This window comes from Candidatus Poriferisodalis sp., assembly GCF_965208925.1.
Lineage (GTDB): Bacteria > Actinomycetota > Acidimicrobiia > Acidimicrobiales > Poriferisodalaceae > Poriferisodalis.
Genome location: NZ_OZ242364.1, coordinates 717,974 through 743,071 on the forward strand (window position 1 = coordinate 717,974; position 25,098 = coordinate 743,071).

Consider the following 25,098-nt stretch of genomic DNA (forward strand, 5'->3'; position numbering starts at 1 on the left):
TTCGCGTGCCCTCAATTGACAGCGGCTTCGGCTTCTTGCAGCCTCTCGTTGATCCAGTCAAACTCAGGAGCATCCCCGAGGACCATGTCCTGCATTGCCGCATAGTCCCGTTCGATCGCCTCCCGTAGCCCGGATTGCGGTACGAGTCTCAGCGAGCCAGGCGTGGCTTGTTCGAATCGCTTCCATGCCTGCCTGAATGCGACGAGGTTGTGGCTTCGTACCTCGTCGAGAAGCTCGAGATCAGTCAAGGCCGACGCGCCGAGGTCGGTTGCCGTGATCATGGCGGCGTCGTAGTAATGGCGCGAGATCCGGTTCCTGTCTTCGGGTAGACGCTTTTCGTCTCGGTAGCCGCAGTGCGCTCCGTGCAGAATCAGGAGCTTCTCCCAGTAGGTCCTGTTCGGTGAGAGCACTTTGACGTTGCTGACATCGAGCGAGGAATCAAGCAGTTCATCGTCGATGAACGCGGTTGCGCCGCCGGACTCATTGGGATCGGTGGCTGATCTCGCTCCTGCCTCGATCTTCACGCTCGGCGCCACATAGGCGGAATCGCTACTGGGGTAGAGCGTGGGGTATTCGACTAGGAGCGTCTGCGAATCCTCGCCGTCAGGTACGACAAGGCAATCTTCCGCAGCCTCGCTGACTGCTCTCGTCAGCGCGACCCGAAAATCACCGACGATGTGACTGCTGCAGCGCTCAGCGAGCGTCTTGAAGAGCGCACTTCGCTGGTTCCTCGACAGAGATTTCGCTGCGATCGGGTCCCTGTCGCCTCCAAAGCCCAGATCGTCTCGGTACACGACGAGATCGATGTCTTCGGAAAACCGATTGATCAGGCCGAAGACCTTCGACAGCGACGTCCCGCCCTTGAACAGCAACCGAGGGTGCCCGTCAGGTAATCCGTTGAAGATCGCATCGAGAACGACGCAAACCCAGAAATCCTTCTCCACATAGCTGGGAAGCGTGTCGAGGCGAGTTGCGGCTGCTTCAAAGACGTCGCGCCGGTCTTGCTCACTGAAGGAGAGGAATTCAGCGAATGCCTTGTTCACGCGGCGATTGCTGGGCCGCTCACGATGCTGCGCGCGAGCGGCATCGCCCAGCCGGGAACGTCGTTGATGTGCTCGCTGAGATCGTGCTTGACCTCGTCAGGGAGGCGGCGCCGGAGCGTCGCGACAACCTGGGCATCGGTGGCGGCGTCCGGGCCGAGCCACACCAGTGCCTGAACCACCGGGGCCGCTGGTCTGCCGGCCCACTGCATGATCCGAGGCCGGCCATGTCGGAAGCGAACCGTTCTGCCGTCGATCTTGAGCGTCCTGGATGCGCCGTCGGTGAGGTAGCTCGTCTTTGCCGGCACTGCATTGGTGAGCCCCAGGCGATTTGCGGCAACCAGCCCGTCAGGCATGATCCGCACGCCGTCCCGCCGCGCCAGCGCAGCTACGGCGGCGTCCATGTCGGCCGGTGCAGGCCGGTTCAGCCTGATGCTGAACCGCGGCATGTCGTAGAGGCCCTGCCCGATCCGGCGCAGCGTGCCGGCCTTGACCAAACGCGACAGTGCCTGATCGACCGCATCGCGGCTGCCGAGGCCTAGGAAGTCTCTAGGAGTGCACACCCATGTCCCCGGGGCGCGCTCGGCCATCTGCTGAGTGATCTCGTTCGCCACTGATGCCATGGGTGACCTCCCTTCGTGTCCTTCGGATCGTTTGTTTTGTCAGAAATCTATCTAATATTTCTGACAAACTCAAATGATTCGCTACTGCGTTTTCCCGAAGCATCGTTCCCACGAGCGTCGGCCGGGCCGCTACCCGAAGCCGACACCGTAGGCCCCCTGAAACCGCAGGCCACAGTCGATTTCGACCCGTGACGCGCAAAACGGGAGGCCGGTCCGCCTGAAGTCGGCTCAACGCCGAGTGCTCAGGTTCCCCTGCGCAAGCGGTGAACTCCGCACCTCCCGTTGAGCGTCACCATAGCCAGGGGGGCGCGACGCAGCTCGCCGGTACGCAGTCTCGAACTGGAGCCGGGATGGCGTCAGTCGGCGAGTGTTGCTTGAGGAGTTGAGATTTCGACTTCGACTGTCTCGAATCGGGCCGACACGGTCGCTGCGGCATCGCCGAACTCGGAGTACGAGCTGAGCACGTCCTCAGGAACGGGCCCGCTGTGGTGCGCAATGGCATCGTCGATCGACATCGTGGGTACCGGTACAGGGTCGCCGCCCTCGACCAGGCCTTCGATGTGGAAGGCGAGCGCCTCGCGGATGTTCGCGAGCATCTCATCGACGGTTGCAGCGGTGCTGATGCATCCCGGGACGTCTGGCGCGTAGGCGCCGTAGTTGTTCGGGGTCTGCTCGATGACGACTGCGTAGGTCAGCTTCATTGCGAACTCTCATGGTGCCGGGACCAGAACGACTGAACCCCGGAAGCCGCTGGAGCAGCGACCCCTCGGGGTTGTCGGCCACCACGGTAGCGGTCGGGGGTAGCGGCGCGGGTGGGTTGGTGTCAGGGACAGTGGGTGCCGGGTGGGGGCGATGGGTTGGCGTCGGCCCATGCGTCGAGGCGGCGTGCGAGGGCTGGGCCCAGGGCTGTTCCTGAGGGCAGGTCGCTCTTTCTGACGAACGCGACGACGCCCCGGGGAGCGCTGCGCTCCAGGCTGCGGGTCACCAGGACCGCGTAGTCGGCGAAGTTCTCCGTGACGAGGACGCGACCCTCGCTGGCCGCCAGCTCATAGAGATGCTCGTCATCGGCGCCCGCCAGCGCCGAGCCGGCGACGCTGCGGGCATCGTGGCCGAGCCGTCCGAGTTCGGCAGCGGCGGCGGGCGGGTACATCTCGTCGAGCAGCCACCTCACGCCGACAGCATGCGCTCTCGGCGATCCGCGAGCGCACGCATTTCTTCGGCTGCTCTGGCGTCGGCTGCTATGCGGTCGTCGATCTCATCGGGGAACGTGGCGTAGTAGTCGGCTGCGAGACCGATCAGCTCGGGCGCAAGGCCCGTTTCCTCGGCGACAACGCTGACTGGGTCGCCGGTGGAGTCGGGGTCGGCGCCGTGGCGCTTGAGGTCACGCACGATCTCCCACACGTCGGGTCCGGAGGCCAGCCCGGCGCGGCGCCCCGCCGGGCCGTCACGGAACACGATGCCGGGAAAGCGCCGCATCTTGAGCCCTTCATCAATCAGCACAACTGCCAGCGACGACGGGGCGCTTGCGATCCGCCGGCTCTCGTCGTCGAGGCGCGTCCGCAGCGCTTCTGGCAGCCGCAGCGATGTCGGTCGGCTCATCGCAACGTCCTCATCGCAACGTCCTCATCGCAACTCTCCATCGGAACAGTCTGAGTGCGTTGCACTACATCGTAGTGCGCTGAGTTACGCCACGGCTCTGCCGCGACTTCGGCTCCGCCCTGCTGCGGCTGTGCATGGATGTCGATGGGGCCTACATCGGCGGCGTTGCCGACCTGCTGCGCCGTCGTCGACCGGGGGTCGTCCTCAGGACTTGGCGGAGATGATCTGGACGAGGTTGCCGCAGGTGTCATCGAACACGGCGATCCAGGCTTCGCCGACATCGGTCGGGGGCACCGTGAAGGTGACGCCGGCCTCGGTCAGGCGCTGGTGCTCGGCGTCGACGTCGTCGACGGCGAACTGGGCCAGCGGGATGCCGTCGGCCATCAGGGCGTCGCGGTAGGGCTTGACCGCCGGGTGATGCGACGGCTCGAGCAGCAGCTCGGGCCCGTCGGGGTCGTCGGGCGAGACGACGGTGAGCCAGCGGTCTTGGCCGAGCGGGATGTCGTGGCGCGTCTGGAAGCCGAGCACGTCGGTATAGAACGCCAGGGCCTTCGCCTGGTCGTGAACGAAAACTCCGGTGAGTTCGATCCTCATGGTTGGGTCCTTTCTTGGCCATCGCCGGTTGATCTCGGCCAGCGGTGCCGGGTTGAAGAAGTGGTACTTGTAGCGGCCTTCACGCCTGGTTGAGACGAGGCCGGCGTCCTCCAGAACGCCGAGGTGCTGAGAGATCGCCTGGCGGGTCGAACTCAGCTGATGCTTGGAGGCGAGCCGTGCTCCGATCTCGAACAGTGTCTGGCCATCGCGCTCGGACAGCTCGTCGAGGATGATTCGACGCGTACGGTCCGCGATGGCCTTGTAGATGTCGGCCACTGGCCTGGCACTGTAACAGGCAAGTGGTGGCTTGCCTATCAATGTGAGGCGGCGCAGACGGCGGGCTCGTCGCCGCGGATCAGGCCATCGAGAACTGAGGCGGTCAACGACGAACGGCACCGCACGGTCAGCCTCGACAGTGACGGGCCGCCTTGGTCCGATGTTCGGCCCCGCCCGGCTGGGGCGGAGCGTCTGTGGCACCCTGCTGAGTCGGGGTCGAGCAGCCGGTGATCTTGAACTACTACTGCATTGCGGCCGCTGTGCTGGTGGGGGGCGTTTCGGGGCTGTGCGCGGTGCGCTGGCTGCGCGCCGGTCTGGGGGGCGGACGGGTTGTCGGACGTGCGGCGGGCGTGGGTTTCGCCGGCACGGTGGTGCTGGGCGCTGGGGCGCTGTTCATCACCGGCGTGGACGGGTTCACGCTGATCCATGTGGCCTATGTGGTGGGGACCGTCGGGGTGCCGTTGGCCGGCGGCATCGTGCTGATGGGGGCCCGGGCGCGGCCGTGGGGCGTCACTGCCGTGTGCGTGGTTGCGCTGGCCGCCATTCCGGTCGGTGTGTATGCGACCTATGTGGAGCCGTTCTGGCTGCGGGTGGAGACGGTGTCGCTGGCGGTGGATGGGGTGAACGGGGTGGATGGGGTGGGCGAGCCGATCCGGATCGGCGTGCTGGCGGATCTGCAGACCACGGCGGTGGGTGACTACGAGCGTGATGCGGTGGAGCGCCTGCTGGGTTTCGAACCCGACATCGTGCTGCTGCCGGGTGACCTGTACCAGTTCGATGCCGAGCTGTTCGACGAGCGGGCGCCGCAATTCACGGAGTTGATCAGGCGGATTGTCGGCGAGGTGCCGCTGGTGTACCTGGTGAGCGGCAACACCGACACGGTTGCGGGGCTGCGCCGAATCACCGAGGGCACTGGAGCCAGGGTGCTCGACAACGAGATCGATGCGTTCGAGCTCAACGGGGTGTCGGTGTGGGTGGGCGGAACGACGCTGTTCGGCGACGATGCGGCAGCCCGGCGGATGGCGAGGCGACTGGCTGGTGGCGAGCAGGGGCTGACCGGTGATGGTGTGGGACCAGCCGGTGGCGGCGATGGCGACGGTGACGGCGGCGGCGATGGCGGTGGCGACGGAGGGTCGGCCGGCGTGCGGACGGGTCCGGGCGTGCGGACGGGTCTGGGCGTGCGGATTCTGATCGGGCACAAGCCGGACGCCATTGAGCTGGTGCGGCAGACGCCGGTCGATCTGGTGGTTTCTGGTCACACGCACGGCGGGCAGGTGTCGCTGCCGTTCTTCGGTCCGCCGCTGACGTTGACGGGCGTGCCCCGGCATGTGGCGGCGGGCGGGCTGCATGAGCTGCACGGGACGCCGATCTACGTGTCGACCGGCGTGGGCCGCGAGCGCGGCAACGCCCCGCAGCTGCGATTGGGCGTACGCCCCTCGATCGGCATCATCGACCTGGTCGGCCCCGGCCGGTGACCTGGGCTGAACGGTTGATGGGCGGGCCGTGCCCGAATCGTGTGACACCCCCTTCGTACGGTTGTTCCCATGTTGAGGAACGGTTCTGGCGGGGCCGGACGGGCTGGCGAGGCGGGTGCTGTGGGCGCTGCCGACGATGATGCTGCGGGCGCATCCGCTGAGCTCTTCCCCGCCGGTGACACGTCCGCCAACCACGCCCGTGCAGAACACCTTGTCACCGGCTCCGCTCAATCGACCCAACTCGCATCGCCCAAACCGAGGTCGCCGTTGCCTCACCAGCTCCGGCCGTCTCGCGAGCCTGGCTACCCCGACCGGTCCAGCCTGTCTGTTCGGCCTGATTCGCCCGAGCGGTTGTCGCTGTCCCGGTTGGGTGGTGCGGCGTTGGCCGGGTTGGGGCGCGCCGAGCTGTTGGGTGTGCTGGGCGACATCGAGCGGGTCGCGAATCGGCTGGCGGGGTATCGGGCCGAGGTACTGGGCGCGCTCGATGCGTTGAGCCGCTCTGGTGTTGCACCTGATGTTGCGCCGCATCTGTCGTTGCGCGATGCGGCGGGGGTGTCCGAGCGTGACGCCCGCCGAATGGTCCGTGCCGCTGAGAAGGCCCGCGAGCACCCCGGCGTGCTGGAGGCGCTGTCAGGCGGCGAGGTCAACGCCGCCCAGGCCGAGGCGCTGTGCGACGCGCGTGTGCCTGATGGGGTGCGCGCCGAGCTGACCGCTGCCGCGGCCGGCGAGGACACCGACGCCACGCGTCGGCGGGTGCGCCGGGCCGAGGCCGACCACTCAGTGGAGACCCCGATGGAGCGGTTCGAGCGGCAGCGGCGCGCCCGAGGTGCGGGCTGGCAGCGAGACCACGAGGGGATGCTGCGGCTGTGGGCCAAGCTCGACCCCGAGGTCGGCGCCGCGGTCGAGGCCGGTCTCGAGGCGCTGCGCCGCCAGTACTGGCTCAACGACAAGCAAGTGCGCAATGGCCGTCGCACACCCGCCCAACGAGACGCCGACGTGCTCGCCTACGCGCTCGCGGGCATCACCCTCACCGACACCGATGCCGAAGCGGTCGACCGGCTCCACGCTCGTGCGCAACCAGACAGCCACCTCCCCGATCAGCCGGTTGACGACGACGACGCAGCGATCAGGCGGAGGCTGCCGCCGGCGCAGATCAACGTGCTGATCGGCCTCGACGCGCTGCGCAGCCGCACCGACGAGATGGGCCTGACTGATGCCGGGGTCGAGCTGCCGCCTGAGATCGTGCGACGGCTGGCCTGCGACGCCGAGATCATCCCCATGATCCTGGGCGGCCCCGGCGGACCTGCCGACGTCGGCCGTTCGGCCAGAACAGTCCCGCTGCGGCTGCGACGGCTGCTCATCGCCCGCGACAAACACTGCCAATGGCCCGGCTGCGCGGAACATCCCTCACGCTGCGACGCCCACCACATCCACCACTGGACCCACGGCGGCCCCACCGACCTCGACAATCTCGTGCTGCTGTGCCACACCCACCACCATCACCTCCACCAGCACGGCCACCAGATGATCCCCCAACCCGACGGCACCTGGACCCCTACCAAAGCGACAGGACCCGAACCTGCAAACGCAAAACGAACCGGCAGCGCCCGACCCCGAGCGCCCTAGACCCGCACCGCGGCTCCGAGGTCCGTGGAGCCGCGACGGGCTGCGAGGCCCGCTTGCCTTCGGCACCGGACAGATAGCTCACGCAAAGTGCACTTCGGCAACGAGGAGTTGCCAAGTGGCGAATCCATCGGCGCGTGACGAGTGGGGCGCGAGCCTGTATCACGTCAGAAGTGATGGGATTCGTGGCGGGACCACGAATCAGGCAGACTTCGAGGGCAGCCCTCTTGGGGATGTGTGCCGATTTTGCCCTCGTAGCTCAGGGGATAGAGCGTCGGTTTCCTAAACCGTGCGTCGCAGGTTCGAATCCTGCCGAGGGCGCCAGGTGTGTTCGACGGGGCCCCCGGGCGCCGCCGGTGTTGTGGCCGACTCAGCCCAGCAGCGTGTTTAGGGTCGACGACAGCACGGCTGCGGTCTCGGTGGCGGACAGGGCACGGTGGCGGCGGAGGTAGTCGATCGAGTCGAGTTGAGCCAGCAAGTCGCCGGCCGCGAGCACGGCGTCACGGTCGGCCGGCTTGCGGGAGGCGAGCTCGGGGGCGAACTGCAGCTCGAACTGTTCTCGGAGATCATCGCGGCCCGTGGCGAGCTGGTCGCTGATGCGGGGCAGTCGGTGGGCATGAGCCAGCGTCGCCCGGTACACCGGGCCGATCATGTCGTAGAGGCGCAGTCGCATGGCTACGAAGGCGTCGATGCGGGCAGCCAGCGGGCCCTCGCCGATGGCGTGCAGATGGGCGACGGGGGCGGCAAGTTCCCGGTTTCGCCTGATGGTGGCCTCGAGCAGCTGGCCCGGATCAGCGAAGTACCGGTAGAGCGAGCGCAGCGACAGGCCCGACCGGCTCGCCGCCTGCTCCATCGTCGGGAACAGCCACTCCTCGGCGAACATCTCGAGTACGACATCGAGGACGGCGTCGATATTCCGTTCACGCCGGGCGACCCTGCCGTCGACGGGCTCTGGCGCATCATCGGGCGACTCGACGTCCACCGCGGGCGACTTGAGGTCGGTCACTGCTCGCTCACGAGTCGCAGCATCTCGCGGGCGACCATCGGCGCCGCGTTCTGGTTCTGGCCGGTGACCAGATTGCCGTCGACCACCCAGTGGTTGGCGAGCGGATCCCGGAACCGGGTCACGCTCTCGAACAGGGCGCCGGCTTTGCGCAGCTCGGTCTCGGGATGCTGGGGCGTGGAGGTGATCCGCAATTCTCGGACCTGCTTGTCGGTCACTGCCGTCACCCGGCGGCCCTCGACCAGCGGGCTGCCGTCGGCGGCCTTGGCCTGCAGCAGTCCCAGCGGGCCGTGGCACACGCCGCCGATCACACTGCCCTGCTCGTCGGCTTCGGTGATCTTGCGGCCGAGCTCCTCGGAGAACCCGAGGTCGAATGCAGCTCCCCAGCCGCCCGCCAGGTAGACGACGTCGTAGTCGGCAACGTCGAGGTCGCCGACGGCCAGTGACTCCTGCACCTTGCCTCTGAACACTTCGTCGGCGAGGAAGCGGTCGCAGGCCTCGGTGCGCACCGGGGCACGCAGCGACTGCGGGTCCACCGGGATGACGCCGCCCTTGGGGCTGGCGACGTCCACCGACATGCCGGCATCGGCGAACGCGTAGTACGGGACTGTCATCTCGCTGGCGAACACACCGGTCGGCTTGCCGATGTCCAGCACGCCATGATTCGTGGCGACGATCAGCGCCCGCCGGCCGCTGAGATCAACATCAATCGACTCAACGTCGTCGGGATGCATGCCGAGCCGCTGCAGCACCTTGCGAAGCGCACGAGCGGGAGGGCGAACCTTGACTGATCCGCTCATCGTCGAGCTGCCAGTGCCTCCGCCGGGCTGCCGCATCGCGTACGGCCACGGCTGATTGCGCTCGGGTACGGCTCGAGCTCGCTCGTCGGTCATGCGTTTCGTCATCTCTGCGAACACCTCGGCCGCGGCCGGGTCGCGCCAGCGGTTGTGTGCCTCGATCGGGTCGGCATCGAGGTCGTAGAGCTCCCACTGGTCGGGCAGCGGCTCGGTGCGGTACACCTCCCCCGCCGGGCCGTCGGCTGCAAGGTGCCGCACGCCCGGCTGCGTCCACGTCGCCGGATCGTCAAACGTGCGGACGATCTTCCACAAGTGCCCTGCGCCGGTAGACCCGGCACCGTCGCCGCCACCGTCCGCGGCTGCGACAGGCCAAGCGTCGCCAGCATCAGCAGCAGGCCGGGCCTCGCCGACACCGGCATCAGGTGGAGCGTCACCAATCCGGCACACGAGGCTCTCGAAGCTGGCGCCGACGTGGGCCGGCACCTGGATGCGCAGCGGCGGAGGCGTTCTCCCCATCCGCCGGGCCATCGCACTGGCACCCGAATCGCCCTCGGGCATGTTGTCGCGGGTCATCAAGTACACATGACGATCCCGGTCGGGCTCCGCAACGCCGTCGACCACGTCCATCAGGTCACGGCCGGGCAGCGGATGCACCTCGGAATGGGTGCTCCGCAGCTCATCGGCCGCCGAAGCCATATCGATGCCCGCCGCCCCGAGCAGCGTCGGCACCAGATCCACATGAGACGTCGGCGCATCGTCGACGACCCGGCCCGTCGTCGCCTTCGAGCCGACCCGGGCGATCACGAACGGCACCCGCGTCGCCTCGTCATAGAGGTTGAACCACTTCTGGTGCAGCCCGCCGTGCGCCCCCAGCAGCTCGCCATGATCCGACGTGCGCACCAGCACCGCCTCCTCGGAGCCGCCCTCGGTCACCGCCCGGCGCACCCGGTCGAGCGGCCCGTCCACCTCGGCATGGAGCCGGTAGTACAGGCTGCGGTACTCGGCCGCCTGGTTGCGATACACCCGGTCAACCGCCGGCGCCAGCCCGTAGGTGGTCGGGTACGAGGCCCGGAAGGCGATCTGTGCCGCCGGCTTGGTGGACAGGTCCTCGTCGTCGGTGGGCGACGGCGGGATGGGCGGCGGATCGGCGTCGCCGGCGGCCAGCGGGTTGTCGGGTCCGCGGCGGCCGAGCCATGCCGGGGCGAACACGATGTCATGGGGATTGACGAAGCTGGCCACCAGCAGGAACGGCCGCAGCGCTGCCTCGTCGCCGGCCCGGCGGCGGGCATAGCGATCCTCCAGCCACGCGACCACCCGGTCGGCGAACAGGGGGTCGCGCACGAGCCCGCTGTCTGCCGGTCGCCCGCCGTGGGGCTCAGGGCCGATCCAGCCCGAGAAGTCGAACGGGCCGAGCGGGTCGGCATCGAGGTACGCCTGCTCGGCAGCGGCGTCGACCAAGCCCTCGTCGTCGTTGGTGTCCAGCCGCGCTCCCTCATGGGTCAAGTCAGCATGACTGCAATGCCACTTGCCCTGGTAGTGCGTGTCGTAGCCGCCGGCCCGGAACCAGTGGCCCAGCGTGGGCACCTCGCCCGGCCGCAGCCACCGCATCCTGCTGTCGTCGGCCATCTTGCCGAGGCCGTTCGTCTGGGTGACGCCGTGCACGTCGGGGTACTGGCCGGTGAACAGCGTCGGCCGGCTCGGCACGCAGGCGACCGACCCCGTGTAGTGGCGCCCGAACGACACGCCGTGGTCCTCGAACCAGGCGGCGCCGCCGAGACGCTTGCGCCACGCCCGCACCTCGGCCGGCTCATACGGCGGCGCGGCACGCTCCTGATCGGTCATCAGGATGATCACGTCGGGCCGGGCGTTCATGACGCCCACACCTGCTCGTCACATCTCAGTATGACCCGTACATTCCGACGACCAAGCAGATCGGTCACGAAGAAAGCCTTTCGTCCAAGCTCAGGCCCGGCGTCGGCAGGGCATATGAACGCCGACATCGCGGCTTCACGGAGTGGACCCTCGTACATGGAGATCAAGGCCCTCCAGCATCTGGTCGGACACCTTCGAGAGCCGGCGGGCCAGCGCCTTCGCGGCCAGCTTCTGCGGCGGGCGTGATCCCGCGTCGACGGCGGTAGTGAGCGACACCACTGTGCGGGGACCCCGCTCGTCGAGATGCCAGGTGCTCCGCAGCGACCGGACTACCGGCAGCCCTTCGATGACATAGCCGAGCCGTTCGCCGGGCTGCCACTCGACCACCCGCTCCACCAGCGTCCTGCGCCCGGCCTGGATGCGCCGCGCTGTGCCGACCCCAGAGGTCTGGCTGCTCATGAGGCACGAGTGGTCGACGTTGGGAGCCCAGCCGACGATTTCCCCGAAGTCCGCCAGCGCATCCCACACGTCGGCCGCCGCAACCGGGATCGCCAACGTGGAGGTTGTCTCGGTCACAAGCGCAACCCTAGCGGCGAGCTCATCTATTGTCGTTCGGACTGGCAATTGTTTCGCCAGTGCACGGCCACGAGCGTGAGGCGTGGCCCGACGGCAACATGGAGCCCCAGCGAACCGGAGGACGCCATGCACGTCAGCGCGACACTGCCCCAGCACAACCTGCCAGCCGTGCCCGACGAGGTGCGGCGGATCGAGGCCGACGGCTACGACAGCGTCGTCACCATGGAGAACCGCCACGAGCCGTTCATCCCGCTGGCGATAGCGGCGGTCAACAGCGAGCGGGTGAGGCTGGCCACCAGCGTGGCCATCAGCTTCCCCCGCAGCCCGATGGTGACTGCCTCGACCGCGTGGGACCTGCAGGCGGCCTCTGGCGGTCGGTTCGTGCTGGGCATCGGCAGCCAGGTCAAGGGGCACAACGAGCGCCGTTTCAGCGTGCCGTGGTCGGCGCCGGCGCCCCGCATGGCCGAGTACGTGCAGGCGATCCGGGCCATCTGGCACACATGGTCGACGGGCGAGCGGCTGAGCTACGAGGGCGAGCACTATCAGTTCTCGCTGATGACGCCCAACTTCACGCCTGAACCGCTCGACGGCCCGACGCCGCCGATCATGATCGCCGCGGTCGGGCCCGCGATGCTGCGAGTGGCCGGCCAGCACTGCGACGGGGTTCGCCTGCACGGCTTCTGCACGCCCGATTACTTGAGGCGTGAGGTCATGCCGCAGCTCCAGACCGGGCTCGACCGGGCCGGGCGCAGCCGCAGCGACTTCTGGGTGACCGGCGGCGGGTTCATCTGCACCGGCCCCGACGACGAGACCGTCGACCGCATGGTCGAGTGGGTGCGCTACCGGATCGGCTTCTACGGCAGCACCCGGGCGTACTGGCCGGTGCTCGAGCAGCACGACCTCGGCGATCTGGGCGAGAAGCTGAACCACCTCTCCCGCAACGACGGCTGGGGCCAGATGGCCGGCTGCGTCGACGACGATGTGGTGCAGCTGTTCGCCGCCGTGGGACGCCATGACCAGATCGCGGGCGCCATCGCCGAGCACTTCGACGGGCTGGTCGACGAGGTCAATGCGTCGGTCGCCATGGACATCGGGGCGGATCTTCCGCCCGACGTGATCCAGGACATCCAGGCCATCCCCACCGACGGGGCTGAGACCGGCGGCGGCTGAACCGGGTGCTGAGACGGCAGCTCCTGCTCGTGTCACAGGCCCCTGCAAGACTGCCCTCGCAGGCCCGCAGGCAGCTTGTCCTGCGGCAACGAAAGGAGCGCCTATGGCAGACGCATCAGAAGCCATCGTGGAAGTCCGCGACTACACCATCGATCCGGAGTGGTTCGAGGCCTACAAGGAGTGGGCCGCCGAGCACGCGGCGCCGTGGCTGCGGGAGAACCTCGACGTCATCGACTTCTGGGTTGATGACGGTCACGAGCCCGAGGTGGCAGGGTCAGACCCGCAGGTGTCACCGCACGGCCAGCCCAACGTGTGCTGGATCATCCGGTGGGCCAGCCGGGCCGCCCGCGAGGAGGGCTTCCGGTCCACGCTCGGCAGTCAGGAGTGGCAGGACGTCTGGGCCAAGCACCCCAACCCGAACGCCTACCTGCACCTCAACGTGCGCTTCATGAAAGCGGCCTGAACCAGCTGCCGGCGAGTCCGCGATCTTGAGCCGCCGTGGCGGGAGGTTGGGATGGCTGCGGGGGCGGGCCGAGGTCAGAATTGCTGCAGGACTGACGAGCGGCTCACCGTGATCGGGCGGGTCGTGGGCGGCGTGTTGCGGCTGCGGCCGACGAAGCGGGGCACGCCGTTGGTGACCACGGCGCCCACCGCGACCATGTCGCCGTTCTTCATAGCGTCGAGGGCGGTGTCCTTGGTGCCGCCGAGCGGGGCATCGATCACGATCAGGTCGGCGTCACGGCCGGCAGAGATCATGCCGTTGTTCAGGCCGAACATCCGGGCCACGTTGCCGGTAGCGGCGCCGATCAGGTCAACGACATCTAGGTCGCTGACGGCCGCCATGTGGACGATCGTGTAGAGCATCCCCAGCGGCATGATGCCGCTGCCGGTGGGGGTGTCGGTGCCGATCAGCAAGCGATCGAAGGCGTCATGGCGGTGCGCGGCCTCGGCGGCGAGGATGCCGGTGCGCAGGTTGCCTGCGGCGCACACCTGCATGCCGATCTGCGTCTGGGCGATCACGTCGTAGTAGCGGTCCTCGATGGCGACCGGGCCGCCGTTGATGTGGAACGAGATGTCGGGGTTGATGTCCAGCACGTCCTCGCCGGTCACGGGGAACGTGCCGGGGATGGAGCAGCCGCCGGTGTGCAATGTGGTCATGAGGCCGGCCTCTTTGGCCATGGCGACGAGCTCGACATAGTCCTTGGCGCCCTCCACGTCGCCGAAGCCGGCTTTGCAGAGCCACACGCCCTCGGCCCGCACAGCGGCGAAGTCGTCGGGCTCCAGTCCCGGCTCGAGCAGCAGTGAGCCCGCATGAACCCTCATGCCGCCGGGCCGGAAGTTCTCGTAGCACTTGTGAGCAGCAATCGCGAGGGCCTTCACGCCGGCCAGGTCGTGCGGCCGGCCCGGGATATGCACCTCGCCCGCCGACAGCGCCGTCGTGGTGCCGCCATGCAGGTAGCTCTCGAGGTAGCCCACCGTGTTCTGCCGTGGCGTGAAGTCGCCGAACGCCACATGCACGTGCGAGTCGATCAAGCCGGGCGCCACGGTGGCCCCGGCCGCATCGATCACCACATCGCAATAGTCGAACTCGCCGGCCACGCCGCCGGATGTGCCGACCCACGAGATCAACCCACCGTCGGTCACCACGGTGTTGGCATCGATGAAGGGCTCGCGCCAGTCGCCGCTCAACAGACTGCCGATGTTGATGATCGCGACATGCATCAGGTCAGCCCCCTCGACTCAGCCGACATCCGACCAGCACGCATCAGGTCAGCCCGTCCTCGCCCACCGCATCATCGATGCTCAACCGGCCGACATGACGATGGCGGCGATCGTCGGAGCAACTCGCCGTCAGCTCGACAGCCAGCACAGGGCCGATGTTGACCGTCACGCGCATCAGGTCAAACCGTCCTCGCCGACTGCCTCCGCGATGCTCAGGCCGCCGACGCGGTGGTGCGGGCGGCCGCGGTTGGCGAAACAGCAGATCACGGCGATCTCGTCGGCCAGCGGCGCGTCGTGGAGGGTGATGCTCATGGCGTCGTAGTGCGAACGCACATACAACGCATCCTTGTACGCCAGCGGGATGTCGATGGACGCCCCGGGCTGCGCCCGCTTGGTGGCCGAGGAGATCCAAGCCGAACCGCCGCCCGCCGCCTCGCGCAGCACGTTGCCGTACGGCGTGGTGAGCAGCGCAACGCCGTGCTCCTGTTCGCCGTCGAGCCCCACGATGGCCGCCTTGCCGTAGCTCATGACCGTGTACGGCTTCATCTGCTCCACCGCCAGCGCCGCGATCTCCTCGCCGAGCTCGACGCTCGCCTCGTAGTACGGCGACAGATCCTGAACATGGCGGCCCGCATAGTCGTTCTTCACGACCGCCACCACCGCCACCTTGCGCAGTACCGGACCGACGTCGACCCCCGCCTCGCTGCGGGTGTCCTCGACGAACGTCATCATCTTGCGGATCTCCATCAGGTCTCCCTGTCGGCGTTGCCCTGCCCGACGTCCTCGCGCCCAGCGCGATGCTGGCTGCCGCCTTCCGCTCCGGCACCGTGCCGACCGGCGCCTTCCCCTCCAGCGCTGTCGGGGCCGGCATTCTCGCGAAGGACACCAACTTGGCCCTCAGCGACCTGACGGGCACCGCTCCAGTCGGCGTCGATGCCCGCCAACATCGACGAGACAAGCCGGTCGGCGCCCTCCCAGTCGTAGGTGCGGAAGCTGTGGCCCTGAGTCACGAACTGGGCGCCGGCATAGAACATCTCGTACTGCGTGTGGCGGCTGGCGAACTCCGAGCCGATGGCGTCCCACGCCAGCTTCAGGAATTTCATCCGCTCGTACGCGCCCTCGCCGTCCCGGGCCGAGACCAGCGTGTCGTCGAGCACGGCAGCCACTTCAGGACTCGACAGGTCGGCCGACGACGACGGCAGCATGATCAGCCCGCCCCCGGCCAGCTCCCGGATCTCGGTGATCAGCTGCGGGTACAGGGCCTGCGTCGTGACCTGCGCGGAGTACAGCAGGTGCCGGTTCGGCATCAAGTACTCGCCGAACTGCTGCCCGCTCGCCTCCATGCCGAACATCAGGCCCTCCACCGCAGCCACGCGGGCGGCCAGCTCGCCGAGCTTCGCCTGAATTGCCGGCATGCCGGATGTCCCGATCGTCTCGGTGAGCCGCCGGGCCACTGCCAGCAGGAACCGCAGCTTGACCACCAGCCGCACCTGCGCTTGGTAGTTCTGGTACACGTGCCCGGGCGTCTCGTGGAACTGGCGCCGGCACATGTCGACATTGCGGTACACGAAGACCCGCTCCCACGGCACGGTCACGTCGTCGAAGTAGATGATGGCGTCGTTCTCGTCGAATCGGTGCGACAGCGGGTTGTCGAACGGGCTGACTGCATGCTGCTCGAAGCTCTTGCGTGACACGACCTTGACGCCGGGCGTGTCGAGCGGCACAGCGAACGAGATCGCCAGATGATCCTCACCCTCCTGCAGCGGCTGGATGTTGGCGACCAGGATCTCCTCAGCCATGATCGAGCTGGTGCCCAGCATCTTCGCCCCGCGCACCGTCGGCCCGTCGGGTCCCTCGTCCACGATGTGAGTGGTGATCTGCTTCGGCTGGTCGCCCCACGCCCGCGACCGGTCGCCCTGGGGGTTGATGATCACGTAGGTCAGAAAGATGTCATTGGCCCGGGCCCACTCGTAGTAGTCCCAGTAGGCCTTGGCGCAGCGGGGGTTGTGCTCTTCGAACAGCTCGAGGTTCATGAGCTGGCCCGACACGGCGCAGGCCAGATGATCCGGCGAGCGGCCCATGTAGCCGGCATGGAGCTCGGCCCAAGCAGTCATGGCAACACGCTTGGCCACCAGGTCCTCGTACGACCGTGGCATGTGCCAGGCCCGGTTGGCCCGCCGCCCGTCGCCGATGTCGAACGTCATCAGTTCCTGATGCGAAGCCTGGAAGTCGTACAGGCCGGCGATCGCCCGGCAGCTCTGCGCGAACGCCGGATGCTCCGCGACCCGCTTGATCAGCTCCCCATCGAGGTACACCTGCCGGTCAGTATCAAGCGCGGCCAGATGCGCCCGCCCGTCCTTCACCTCCATGCCAGAACACTAAGAGGTGCGCCCGCTGCTGGGGGCGGCCGGGACGAGGTCAGTTCATGGGCACCAGCTCGGCGGTGCCGAAGACCACGCGGAAGCGGACGCACCAGACCGACACGGTGCTGTAGCGGTCCAGATCGATGTCGGCGGGAATCACGTAGTTCTGCGCCCCGATGTTGCCCTTCAGGTCGCCTAAGTCGATGAAGTCGCCCACGAGGTCGCCGACCGATGCGTCGGGACCCGCAGTGTGCAGGTACACGTTCAGGTCGGGGCCGTTGTCGGTGGCGAAATCGTCGTCGAACCGCAGGAACGTCTGCGCGCCGTCGGTGAGCACCACCGCCGTGCCCTCGGCAGGGTGCGACCGCGGTCCGAAGCTCCCCACATAGGCAACCCGGACGGCCGGTTCAGCCTCAGTGGTAGTCGGCGGGGGGGCCGCCGTCGTGGCCGGCGCAGTCGCCGCGGGCTCGTCCGCTTCGGGCGCGTCTGCTGCGGGCTCGTCAGCAGCCGTCTCATCGTCGTCAGGATGCTCGGACACCGTCATCGACTCGTCGGGGATCGGCTCGGCTTCTGCGTCGCCGGACTCGCCGGGCTCGCCCGCATCGGCCGCATCGGCCGCGCCCGACGCCGCCTCCGTGCCGGCGGTGTCGAGCGCTTCGCTGATCAGCGCATCGATATCGGCCTCGACAGCGAACTCGGGACCTTCCTCGTCGACCACCTCGTCCACAAAGATCAGGTGGAACGCAAAGACGAAGAAGACCAGGTAGATGCCGACCCCCACCACAGCGGCGAGTCCTGTGCCGAGCACCCAGCGCCCGCCGGTGGATCGGGGAATCAACTTGCCCAGCAGCCGTCTCATCGCTCAGCCCCTCCCTCGCATTTCATGCCTCAACCGTAGAAGCCTCACAAGTCCTCTCATGGTCAGGGACGTGATGCTGTAGGGGGAAGGATGGCTGGCCCGCGAGCCGAGAGAGAAGGCCGAGGACCGGGAGGAGCCAACGGCGGCTGGCCTGCGAGGCAGGAGAGACGGCCGAGGATCGGGAGGAGCCAACGGCGGCGTTCCCGCGAAGTACGAGAGAGGGCGGTGCAATGCGGAGGACGTGTCAAGAGCGGCGCCACGCCAAGGTCAGCAGTGCACCCACGAGCACGAACACGCTGCCGGCCATGTACGGGATCGACACGAACCCGAACTCCCACGCGTACCGCACTGTGCACGGGCTGGTGATGCTGCACGTCGCAGCGCCTTCAAGATCGGGAAAGTGCTGCAGCAGGTAGTGCCACGTCGACATCGCAGCGCCCGCTACGCACATCGGCAGCCCGTAGCGGTACACGGTGCGGTCCCGGAACAGCAGCCCGACAATCAGCACCAGCGCCAGCGGGTACATGGCGATGCGCTGGAACCAGCACCAGCGGCACGGCTCCAGGTGGGCGATCTCAGACAGGTACAGCGAACCCAGCGTGGCCGCAGTCGCCAGCAGCGCAGCAGCCCCCACGACCGTCCGGGCGCCGACGCCCGCCGGCCCGGGCCCGCTCGTGAGCCCGCCCCGCCGAGGACGCCCGCGGCGCCGAAGGGCCGCCGCCGCCAGACCGAGCGTCGCGGCGTTGCACACGAGCGCCGCAATGGCGAACAACCGGAGCATCTGATCAAGAGTCAGGGGATCAGCGTGCCAGACCCACCCGCCCCGCATCAACGCCGAGAATCAAGACTCTGGCTCGGCTCACTCGTCGCCCGCGCGGGTCGTCAACAGTTCCTGAGGAATGACGCGCATTCGAGCCAAGCACGAGACCTGAAGCGAGACGCTGGATTACGTCACAGTCGCCAGCAGCACTCGGCCACCCATGTCAGCCATGGGACCGGTCGGGCCGGCCGATCGGAATCCACAGCGACACGAACGCGATGATCGAGAACACCAAGAAGAACGCCAGCCCGCGCTGGTAGTAGATGATCGAGCCGGCTTCCTCTTTCAGCAAGGCGAACAGACCCGCTATGCCGATCGCCGACGCCGCATAGCGCAACGTGTTGAACAGCCCGCTGATCTCGCCGAAGTACGAGTCGTCGACCCACGCCAGCGCCACGCTGTTCAGCAGCGGCACGCACATCCCCCAGCCCAAGCCGAACAGCGCAATCGTGGGCATCATCTCGGCGAAATAGTCAGCCTCGGTGCCCAGCCGCACCACCTGCCACCCGATGGCAATGACCTGGATGGCCGCACCGGTACGGCACAGGGCAATGGCGTTCCAGCGCTCCCCCAGCCGGCTGAAGAACACCGTGGATGCACCGGCGACGATGGGTCCGATGGTGACGCCGAATCCGACCTGAAACTCCGAATAGCCCCAGAAGTTGAACATGAACAGCGGCCAGATGAGCCAGATCGACTGCGACGACACGCCCACCAGGAAGTTGGCGAGCTGCGTCACCCACACACCGCGCCCTCGCAACAGGTGCAGGTTGAGCAGTGGCTCGGGATGGCGCAGCGAATTGGCGACGAACCAGGCGAATGCACCCGCTCCCACCGCCATTACGACGAGCGTGACCGGTGATGACCATCCCCATTCGCGGGTTCCCTGCATGATCGCCGCAACCAGCGCAGCAAGGCCGATGGTGCCCGCAGCCGCGCCGGTGACATCCAGTCGATTCGATGTCGCTGGGGGCGGCAACTCGGTGAGCAGGCGCCACGCCACGAAGAACATCAGCGCCGCCACCGGCGCGCTCACGAAGTAGAGGAATCGCCAACCCACGGTACCCAGCAGCAGTGCGGACAGACCCGGCGCGATGCCTGCGGCGAGCGGCCCGGCGGCTGACCACAGCCCCACGGCGCTCGTTCGGCGCGACGCGGGGAAAAGCGGCAGGACAAGACTCAATGAGGCGGGCAGGATCGCAGCCCCGCCGATCGCCTGCATCACCCTGGCCAGGTTCAGCGTCCAAACGGTGGGAGCGAACGCCGAGGCAACGGCGGACAGGGCGAACAAGGCGAGGCCTGTCTGGAAGATTCGCTTGCGGCCGATGCGGTCGGCCAGGCGACCGGCGAGCGGCAGGAAGGCTGCCGTGCCGATCATGTACCCGGCGATGCCCCACCCCACGTCCGCAGCCGTGGCCCCGGCGAAGCTCTGCCGGATCGAGTCCAAGGCAATGTTGGTGGCGGTGCTGTTGAAGCCCACCAGCACGGTGCCCAGTGACGCCACCGTGAGCGCCCGCCAGGCCCGCCCTGACACCGCCTCCCGAGTGCGCGGACTCGCCGGAGGAACCAGACGATCTGCACGAGGCGACGGCGCGGGCGGTTCGGCGAGGCCCGACTCGGCCGCTCGTGAAATCGTCGGGGGAGCAGGCGCGAGGGTCGGCGCGGAACCGTTGCGCTGGGCATTCACACGCTCGATGACCGGCGTACCCGTCGCAACCGAGGCTCCCGGACGGGCTGCATCTGCAGGCGGGATGACACGCGCAGGCTCGCTTTGGCTCGGCGCCTGAGCCGTTTCGACCGGCGGCACCGGCGGCACTCGTGCCAGGTCAACCTCACCTGGGTCGACCTCACTGCGCATCAGGTCAAGGCTACGAGCCGGCGCTTCCGGCGGATGACAGGAATCGAATATCGGTTAGAGAACCGGCGAACGGCACTGCCGCCAGGCACAGCGATGAGGGGGAACGGCAGGCTGATCAACGACCGTGGAAGACCGGCTCCCGCTTGTCCACGAACGCCTGCGCCGCTTCCTTGTGGTCGTCGGTCTGACCGGTATGGATGTGGTGCGCGGCCTCCATGTCGAGGCACTCGCCCATGTCGCCGTGAACCGCCCGGTTCAGGTTCTCCTTCATGTACCGGTAGGCCACCGTGGGTCCATTGGCCAGCCGCTGGGCAATGGCACCCACCTCGTCCATGAGGCTCTCCGCGGGGAACACTCCGTTCACCAGGCCCAGCGACACCGCTTGATCCATATCGACCCGGTCGGACAGGAAGTACAGCTCACGCGCCTTGGCCGAGCCGATCAGCCGCGACATGAACCACGTGCCGCCGTAGTCGCCGCTGAACCCGACCCGGGCGAACGCCGTGGTCATGATCGCATTGGGCGCCGCATATCGCAGGTCGCACGCCAGCGCCAGCGACAGGCCCGCACCCGCAGCCGCACCTGGCAGCGCCGCAATGGTCGGCTTGGGCATCTCGTACAGCTTCCCCGAGGTATCGCGCTGGCTTCGGCGCTGGTTGTGCACCCGGGCGTCGTACTGCAGCGGGCTGCCGCCGCCCTCACCGCCGGCCGCAGCCATGCCCTTCACATCGCCGCCGGCGCAGAACGCGCCGCCGGCACCCGTCAGCACCAACGCCCCCACGTCGGTGGCCGTCTCGGCATCGGCCAGCGCCGCGACCAGGCCGTCCATCATCGGCGTGGACATCGCGTTGCGGCGGTCGGGGCGGTTCAGCGTGATCGTCATCACGCCGTCGGTCACCTCGACGGAGATGTCGTCAGTTCCAGTGTCGAGAATGCGATCTGCCATGACCTGCTCCTTTGGCTTGGGTCATGAAGTATCGCAAATGAACGCGGAACGCGCCGCCAGCGCCTGACCAAGCCACGTGCGCTCGGTCGTCAGATTGAGATGATGCCTGGATCAGCCGGCGGAACCCAGATACAGGACTTCACGCAGTGCATTGCGTTGCCCAAGCCAACTAGCACGCCATCAACCACTTCCCAAACCGGCACACTGAAGCATGTGTAGATGCATGACCACATATGTGTGTATCTACACCCGTCTGCGGCAGTCGAATGCCCTGACCTCAACACCTGTTGCGCCCAAGCGTGATGTGCGCGTCATGGTTTGCTCCAGAAGGGCTTCGTGCTCGCTACTCGTTGGGGAACGAGCCCAAGACCAGTTCCACCGTGCGTACTCTGCCGTCGAGGCCGATCACGCCCATGGACACCAGATCGCCCGGTACCCGCGCCAAGATCTCCAGCACCAGTTCGTCCCTGGTTCGGATAGGCACACCCTCGAAAGACACGATGACGTCGCCGGGGACGATTCCCGCTCGCTGGGCCGCGTGTCCGGCTTCCACGGAGACCACATACGCCCCGGAAGTGACTTCCGGCGGCACATCGATGTCGTCGAGCTCGACGGTGCCAGTGTCGCTTCCCGGCTCGACCGTCTCAGGCCTGCCGTCACCCAATTCGTCCAGCGGATCCGGCTCCTCAGCCTCAGCCTGCTCCTGCGCAGCCAGCAGTTCGCTAACCGACGCGATCCGCACGCCGAGGTACGCCTTGGCTTGTACGACACCTTCGAGCAGTTGGTCGATGATCGGGCGGGCATGATCAATCGAGATCGCGTACCCAATGCCCTCCGCGAAGCCGCTGCGGATCGCCGTATTCACACCGATGACCTCGCCAGCAGCGTTTACCAGCGGCCCGCCGGAATTGCCTGGATTGATCGCAGCATCGGTCTGTATGAGCCGTACCAACCGTCGGCGGTCCGGAAAGTCAATGTGACGATTCAGGCCCGAGACGATGCCCGCCGTGACCGTGGGCTCACCGTCGATGCCGAAGGCGTTGCCGATGGCAATCACTTCGTCGCCAACTTCTACACCCTCGCTGGAGCCGAGACGGACTGCCTGTAGTCCTGCACGGTCGATTTTCAGCACAGCGAGATCACGCGTGGGGTCGCTGGCAACGACTTCGGCGGGCAGGAGTTCTCCGCCGAACAGCCGAACCTGAACCAATTCGGCATCCCGGACGACATGTTCGTTGGTGACGATGTGGCCATCAGACGCCACGACGAATCCCGAGCCTCCGCCATCCGGACTCTCCTCGGTCGGAGTCTTCACGATCACCACGGATTCTTGGACTTCCTCGAGGACCGCCTTGACGTTGATGCCCTCGATGCGGCTGCCCAGAGGCGCCCCCGGCTCGTCCGACTCGCCGGTGAGCATCCGTGCCCAAACGTCGGCGAGGACGCCCGGAGAGAGGTCGAGCTCCCCGTCGCCCGACTGGGTACCCGATTCGCCAGAGGTGATGCCGCTGAATAGGTCAGAGTCGGCGAGCACCTGGCTCCAGAAGTCTGAGTCCCCCGTTGACCCCTCGGGCGGCGTCACTTCAGCCGGCACCGCTGCAGGTCCGAGATCATCGCCCGATGGCAGCACAGCGCCCGAATCGGCAACACCGTCACCGCGCAATGGCCCACCGTCATCACCGCTGAGCACGATGACCAGGATCAACCCGGCGACGACCGCGCCCGCCGCCGCTCCGATCACCGCAGCCAGCCCGATCAGCAGACAGCCCCGCCGCTGCGGCGGAGCGCCGGCGAGCTCCGCCGGGAGCTGCGCTCCGGGCTGCGCAGTGGGCAGTTCGGGCACCAGGCCGCCAGCCTGGCTTGATTCAGGCGCTGCCGCCGACAGCTCGTGCAATTCGACGACGGGAGAAGCTGTGGCGTGTTCTTCCGGCTCGACGGGAGGACGATCCGTCTCAGCCATCAGCGAACGGCGAGGCGTTCGGCTGCGCTTGTCGACAGGAAATCGACGTTCTCACGGAACTGATCAGTGTCGGTGTCCTCGGCGTCCGCCATCGCCCCGCGCAGGTACCGGTTGAGCACGCCCTCCGATATAGCAGCCAGACGCCAGTACGAGAACGCGCGGTAGTAGTCGACCTGCGACAGGTCACGCCCCGACGCGTCGGCATAGGTGTCCAGCATCTCGCTGCGAGACGCGAACCCGCCCGCCTGCGTGGGCGCCGAGCTGCCCGCCGACAGCTCATCGGGCGACACCCAGTTGTTCATCAGGTAGCCCACGTCGGCCATCGGATCGCCGAGCGTGCACAGCTCCCAGTCGAGCACCGCCACGATGTCGCCGCCCCCGGAGATCATGTTCCCCAGCCGGTAGTCGCCATGAACGATCGCGGAGCCGATCTGCTCGGGCTTGCGGGCCTCCAGCTCGGCGGCAATGTCGTCCATGATCGGCAGCTCACGGGTCTTGGACTGCTCCCACTGTCGTTTCCAGCGACGCAGCTGCCGGCCCAGGTAGTCCTCCCGCCGTCCGAGGTCGCCCAGGCCCACGTCGTCGGGCTCGATCGCATGAAGCTCGGCCAGCACATCGGCCACCCGCCGGCTCAACGGCACACGTTCGCTGTCAGGCACCAGCGCCGATTCGTCGGCCGAATGCAGCACCGCGCCCGCCTCGTAGCTCATGACGTAGAACGGCGCCTCGTTCACCGTCTCGTCGGCGCACAGCGCGATCGCCCGGGGCACCGGCACATCGGTCTGTCCCACGCCGGAGATGATCTTGTGCTCACGGCCCATGTCGTGCGCCGTGGCCAGCACATGACCCAGGGGCGGCCGCCGCAGCACCACCGAGGAGCCGTCGCCGCAGTGCACCCGGTACGTCAGGTTCGAGTGCCCACCCGCGATCAGCTCAAAGCGCAGCGGCCCCGCAGCCTGCGGCACATAGGCGGCGAACCACTCGCTGACCGCCTGGGCGTGGATACCAGCGGGTACCTCGTCGTCAGCCGGATTCATCCGTAGGTGTAGAAGCCCCGGCCGGTCTTGCGCCCGAGCAGCCCGGCGTCGCACATGCGGCTGAGCATCGGCGGCGGGGCGTAGAGCTGCTCGCGGAACTCCTCATACAGCGACTCGGCTACCGCAAGGGTGGTGTCGAGGCCGATCAGGTCGCACAGGGCCAGCGGCCCCATCGGGTGGTTGCAGCCCAGCACCATGCCGGCGTCGATGTCCTCGGTCGATGCGAAGCCCGATTCGAGCATCCTGATGGCCGACAGGATGTAGGGGATCAGCAGGGCGTTCACCACGAACCCCGCCCGATCCTGCGAGTCGACCACACGCTTGCCGAGCCGGTCCGATGCGAAGGACCGGCAGCGCTGCGCCGTTTCCTCTGCCGTCAGCAGCGACGAGATGACCTCCACCAGCCCCATCACCGGCACGGGATTGAAGAAGTGCATGCCGATGACTTGAGCCGGTCTGTCGGTGGCCATCGCCAGCTTCATGATCGGGATGGCCGACGTGTTGGAGGCCATCACGGCGTCGGGATCGTCGAGCACCTTCGACAGCCGGCCGAACACGTCGAGCTTGGCCGCCTCGGCCTCCACGATCGCCTCGATCACGAACTCCCGATCGGCCAGATCGTCAAGATCGAGTCCGAACGACATGGCGCCCAGCGCCGCCTCCCGACCGGCGTCGTCGAGCTTGCCGGCGTTCACGGCCCGGTTCAGGCTCTTCTCGATGCGGGCCATGCCGGCTGCGAGCGCCCCCTCGTCGACCTCGACGACCTTGACGTCGCACCCGCTGCGGGCAGCCACTTCGGCGATGCCAGACCCCATCAGGCCGCAGCCGACCACCCCGACTCGTTCAATAGACCCGTTGCTCAACACGCAGGGCAATCTACCCGTC

At 67.5% G+C, this 25,098-nt stretch carries 24 protein-coding genes, 1 tRNA gene and 2 pseudogenes; 5 read left to right on the top strand and 22 right to left on the bottom strand.

The window, feature by feature from the left end; translation table 11 throughout:
• Positions 1 to 11 precede the first annotated feature (11 nt).
• From ACOGI5_RS03055 to ACOGI5_RS03085, 7 genes and pseudogenes are all read right to left on the bottom strand, one after another.
• Positions 12 to 1,043, bottom strand: a complete 1,032-nt coding sequence (locus ACOGI5_RS03055) for a nucleotidyl transferase AbiEii/AbiGii toxin family protein (protein ID WP_419863005.1) — start codon at positions 1,041 to 1,043, stop codon at positions 12 to 14.
• Positions 1,040 to 1,663 (bottom strand): DUF6088 family protein, encoded by a 624-nt coding sequence (locus tag ACOGI5_RS03060; RefSeq protein WP_419863006.1) that lies wholly within the window; start codon positions 1,661 to 1,663, stop codon positions 1,040 to 1,042. Before ACOGI5_RS03060 ends, ACOGI5_RS03055 begins: the two co-directional genes overlap by 4 nt.
• Before the next feature lie 356 nt (positions 1,664 to 2,019).
• Positions 2,020 to 2,364 carry a type II toxin-antitoxin system HicB family antitoxin gene (locus tag ACOGI5_RS03065; protein ID WP_419863007.1) on the bottom strand — a complete coding sequence of 115 codons (345 nt, stop codon included), beginning with the start codon at positions 2,362 to 2,364 and terminating at the stop codon, positions 2,020 to 2,022.
• Positions 2,365 to 2,486: 122 nt separating this feature from the next.
• Positions 2,487 to 2,834, bottom strand: a complete 348-nt coding sequence (locus ACOGI5_RS03070) for a DUF5615 family PIN-like protein (protein WP_419863008.1) — start codon at positions 2,832 to 2,834, stop codon at positions 2,487 to 2,489.
• A complete protein-coding gene (locus ACOGI5_RS03075) occupies positions 2,831 to 3,262 on the bottom strand; it encodes a CopG family transcriptional regulator (protein ID WP_419863009.1) in 432 nt (143 codons plus the stop codon). Before ACOGI5_RS03075 ends, ACOGI5_RS03070 begins: the two co-directional genes overlap by 4 nt.
• Positions 3,263 to 3,466: 204 nt before the next feature.
• Entirely contained in the window at positions 3,467 to 3,856 is a 390-nt protein-coding gene (locus tag ACOGI5_RS03080) for a VOC family protein (RefSeq protein ID WP_419865421.1), read from the bottom strand.
• A gap of 99 nt (positions 3,857 to 3,955) precedes the next feature.
• Positions 3,956 to 4,333 (bottom strand): annotated as a pseudogene (locus tag ACOGI5_RS03085) (winged helix-turn-helix domain-containing protein); the annotation flags it as partial.
• 26 nt (positions 4,334 to 4,359) lie between these two features.
• On the opposite strand from ACOGI5_RS03085, the gene ACOGI5_RS03090 reads away from it, so the two are divergent.
• The 3 genes from ACOGI5_RS03090 to ACOGI5_RS03100 all read left to right on the top strand — a co-directional run bounded on the left by ACOGI5_RS03090 (position 4,360) and on the right by ACOGI5_RS03100 (position 7,554).
• Complete coding sequence (locus ACOGI5_RS03090) at positions 4,360 to 5,607, top strand: metallophosphoesterase (RefSeq protein WP_419863010.1); 1,248 nt, start codon at positions 4,360 to 4,362, stop codon at positions 5,605 to 5,607.
• Between the two features lie 69 nt (positions 5,608 to 5,676).
• The gene (locus tag ACOGI5_RS03095) at positions 5,677 to 7,233 is read left to right on the top strand and encodes a hypothetical protein (protein ID WP_419863011.1); all 1,557 of its coding nucleotides are present in this window, start codon (positions 5,677 to 5,679) and stop codon (positions 7,231 to 7,233) included.
• Between the two features lie 245 nt (positions 7,234 to 7,478).
• A tRNA-Arg gene (locus tag ACOGI5_RS03100) sits at positions 7,479 to 7,554 on the top strand.
• A 46-nt stretch (positions 7,555 to 7,600) separates the two neighbouring features.
• Here ACOGI5_RS03100 and ACOGI5_RS03105 read toward each other — a convergent pair.
• The 4 genes and pseudogenes from ACOGI5_RS03105 to ACOGI5_RS03120 form a co-directional block, all read right to left on the bottom strand.
• On the bottom strand, positions 7,601 to 8,236 hold the full coding sequence (locus ACOGI5_RS03105) for a TetR/AcrR family transcriptional regulator (RefSeq protein ID WP_419863012.1): 636 nt from the start codon (positions 8,234 to 8,236) through the stop codon (positions 7,601 to 7,603).
• Complete coding sequence (locus ACOGI5_RS03110; protein ID WP_419865422.1) at positions 8,233 to 9,033, bottom strand: type 1 glutamine amidotransferase domain-containing protein; 801 nt, start codon at positions 9,031 to 9,033, stop codon at positions 8,233 to 8,235. The genes ACOGI5_RS03105 and ACOGI5_RS03110 overlap by 4 nt, the downstream gene beginning before the upstream one ends.
• A 6-nt stretch (positions 9,034 to 9,039) precedes the next feature.
• Positions 9,040 to 10,902: pseudogene (locus tag ACOGI5_RS03115) on the bottom strand (sulfatase-like hydrolase/transferase); the annotation flags it as partial.
• A 135-nt stretch (positions 10,903 to 11,037) separates the two neighbouring features.
• Positions 11,038 to 11,478 carry an SRPBCC family protein gene (locus tag ACOGI5_RS03120; RefSeq protein ID WP_419863013.1) on the bottom strand — a complete coding sequence of 147 codons (441 nt, stop codon included), beginning with the start codon at positions 11,476 to 11,478 and terminating at the stop codon, positions 11,038 to 11,040.
• 126 nt (positions 11,479 to 11,604) lie between these two features.
• On the opposite strand from ACOGI5_RS03120, the gene ACOGI5_RS03125 reads away from it, so the two are divergent.
• Together ACOGI5_RS03125 and ACOGI5_RS03130 are read left to right on the top strand one after the other, a co-directional pair.
• Entirely contained in the window at positions 11,605 to 12,648 is a 1,044-nt protein-coding gene (locus ACOGI5_RS03125) for a TIGR03617 family F420-dependent LLM class oxidoreductase (RefSeq protein ID WP_419863014.1), read from the top strand.
• Between the two features lie 103 nt (positions 12,649 to 12,751).
• Positions 12,752 to 13,111, top strand: a complete 360-nt coding sequence (locus ACOGI5_RS03130; RefSeq protein ID WP_419863015.1) for a hypothetical protein — start codon at positions 12,752 to 12,754, stop codon at positions 13,109 to 13,111.
• Between the two features lie 74 nt (positions 13,112 to 13,185).
• Here the strand turns inward: ACOGI5_RS03130 and ACOGI5_RS03135 are convergent, their stop codons facing one another.
• From ACOGI5_RS03135 to ACOGI5_RS03185, 11 genes are all read right to left on the bottom strand, one after another.
• Positions 13,186 to 14,370 carry an amidohydrolase family protein gene (locus tag ACOGI5_RS03135; protein WP_419863016.1) on the bottom strand — a complete coding sequence of 395 codons (1,185 nt, stop codon included), beginning with the start codon at positions 14,368 to 14,370 and terminating at the stop codon, positions 13,186 to 13,188.
• 43 nt (positions 14,371 to 14,413) lie between these two features.
• Positions 14,414 to 14,545, bottom strand: coding sequence for a hypothetical protein (locus tag ACOGI5_RS03140; RefSeq protein WP_419863017.1), 132 nt, complete (start codon positions 14,543 to 14,545; stop codon positions 14,414 to 14,416).
• Positions 14,545 to 15,117 (bottom strand): amino acid synthesis family protein, encoded by a 573-nt coding sequence (locus ACOGI5_RS03145; protein WP_419863018.1) that lies wholly within the window; start codon positions 15,115 to 15,117, stop codon positions 14,545 to 14,547. The genes ACOGI5_RS03140 and ACOGI5_RS03145 overlap by 1 nt, the downstream gene beginning before the upstream one ends.
• Entirely contained in the window at positions 15,117 to 16,739 is a 1,623-nt protein-coding gene (locus ACOGI5_RS03150; RefSeq protein ID WP_419863019.1) for a 4-hydroxyphenylacetate 3-hydroxylase family protein, read from the bottom strand. The genes ACOGI5_RS03145 and ACOGI5_RS03150 overlap by 1 nt, the downstream gene beginning before the upstream one ends.
• Positions 16,740 to 16,788: 49 nt before the next feature.
• The gene (locus tag ACOGI5_RS03155) at positions 16,789 to 17,592 is read right to left on the bottom strand and encodes a DM13 domain-containing protein (RefSeq protein WP_419863020.1); all 804 of its coding nucleotides are present in this window, start codon (positions 17,590 to 17,592) and stop codon (positions 16,789 to 16,791) included.
• Between the two features lie 244 nt (positions 17,593 to 17,836).
• A complete protein-coding gene (locus ACOGI5_RS03160) occupies positions 17,837 to 18,373 on the bottom strand; it encodes a disulfide bond formation protein B (RefSeq protein WP_419863021.1) in 537 nt (178 codons plus the stop codon).
• A 202-nt stretch (positions 18,374 to 18,575) separates the two neighbouring features.
• A complete protein-coding gene (locus tag ACOGI5_RS03165; protein ID WP_419863022.1) occupies positions 18,576 to 20,270 on the bottom strand; it encodes an MFS transporter in 1,695 nt (564 codons plus the stop codon).
• Positions 20,271 to 20,385: 115 nt separating this feature from the next.
• Complete coding sequence (locus ACOGI5_RS03170) at positions 20,386 to 21,216, bottom strand: enoyl-CoA hydratase-related protein (RefSeq protein ID WP_419863023.1); 831 nt, start codon at positions 21,214 to 21,216, stop codon at positions 20,386 to 20,388.
• Between the two features lie 343 nt (positions 21,217 to 21,559).
• Positions 21,560 to 23,176, bottom strand: a complete 1,617-nt coding sequence (locus ACOGI5_RS03175) for a S1C family serine protease (RefSeq protein ID WP_419863024.1) — start codon at positions 23,174 to 23,176, stop codon at positions 21,560 to 21,562.
• Positions 23,176 to 24,213 carry a phosphotransferase family protein gene (locus ACOGI5_RS03180; RefSeq protein WP_419863025.1) on the bottom strand — a complete coding sequence of 346 codons (1,038 nt, stop codon included), beginning with the start codon at positions 24,211 to 24,213 and terminating at the stop codon, positions 23,176 to 23,178. Before ACOGI5_RS03180 ends, ACOGI5_RS03175 begins: the two co-directional genes overlap by 1 nt.
• On the bottom strand, positions 24,210 to 25,079 hold the full coding sequence (locus ACOGI5_RS03185) for a 3-hydroxybutyryl-CoA dehydrogenase (protein ID WP_419863026.1): 870 nt from the start codon (positions 25,077 to 25,079) through the stop codon (positions 24,210 to 24,212). Before ACOGI5_RS03185 ends, ACOGI5_RS03180 begins: the two co-directional genes overlap by 4 nt.
• Positions 25,080 to 25,098: the final 19 nt, after the last annotated feature.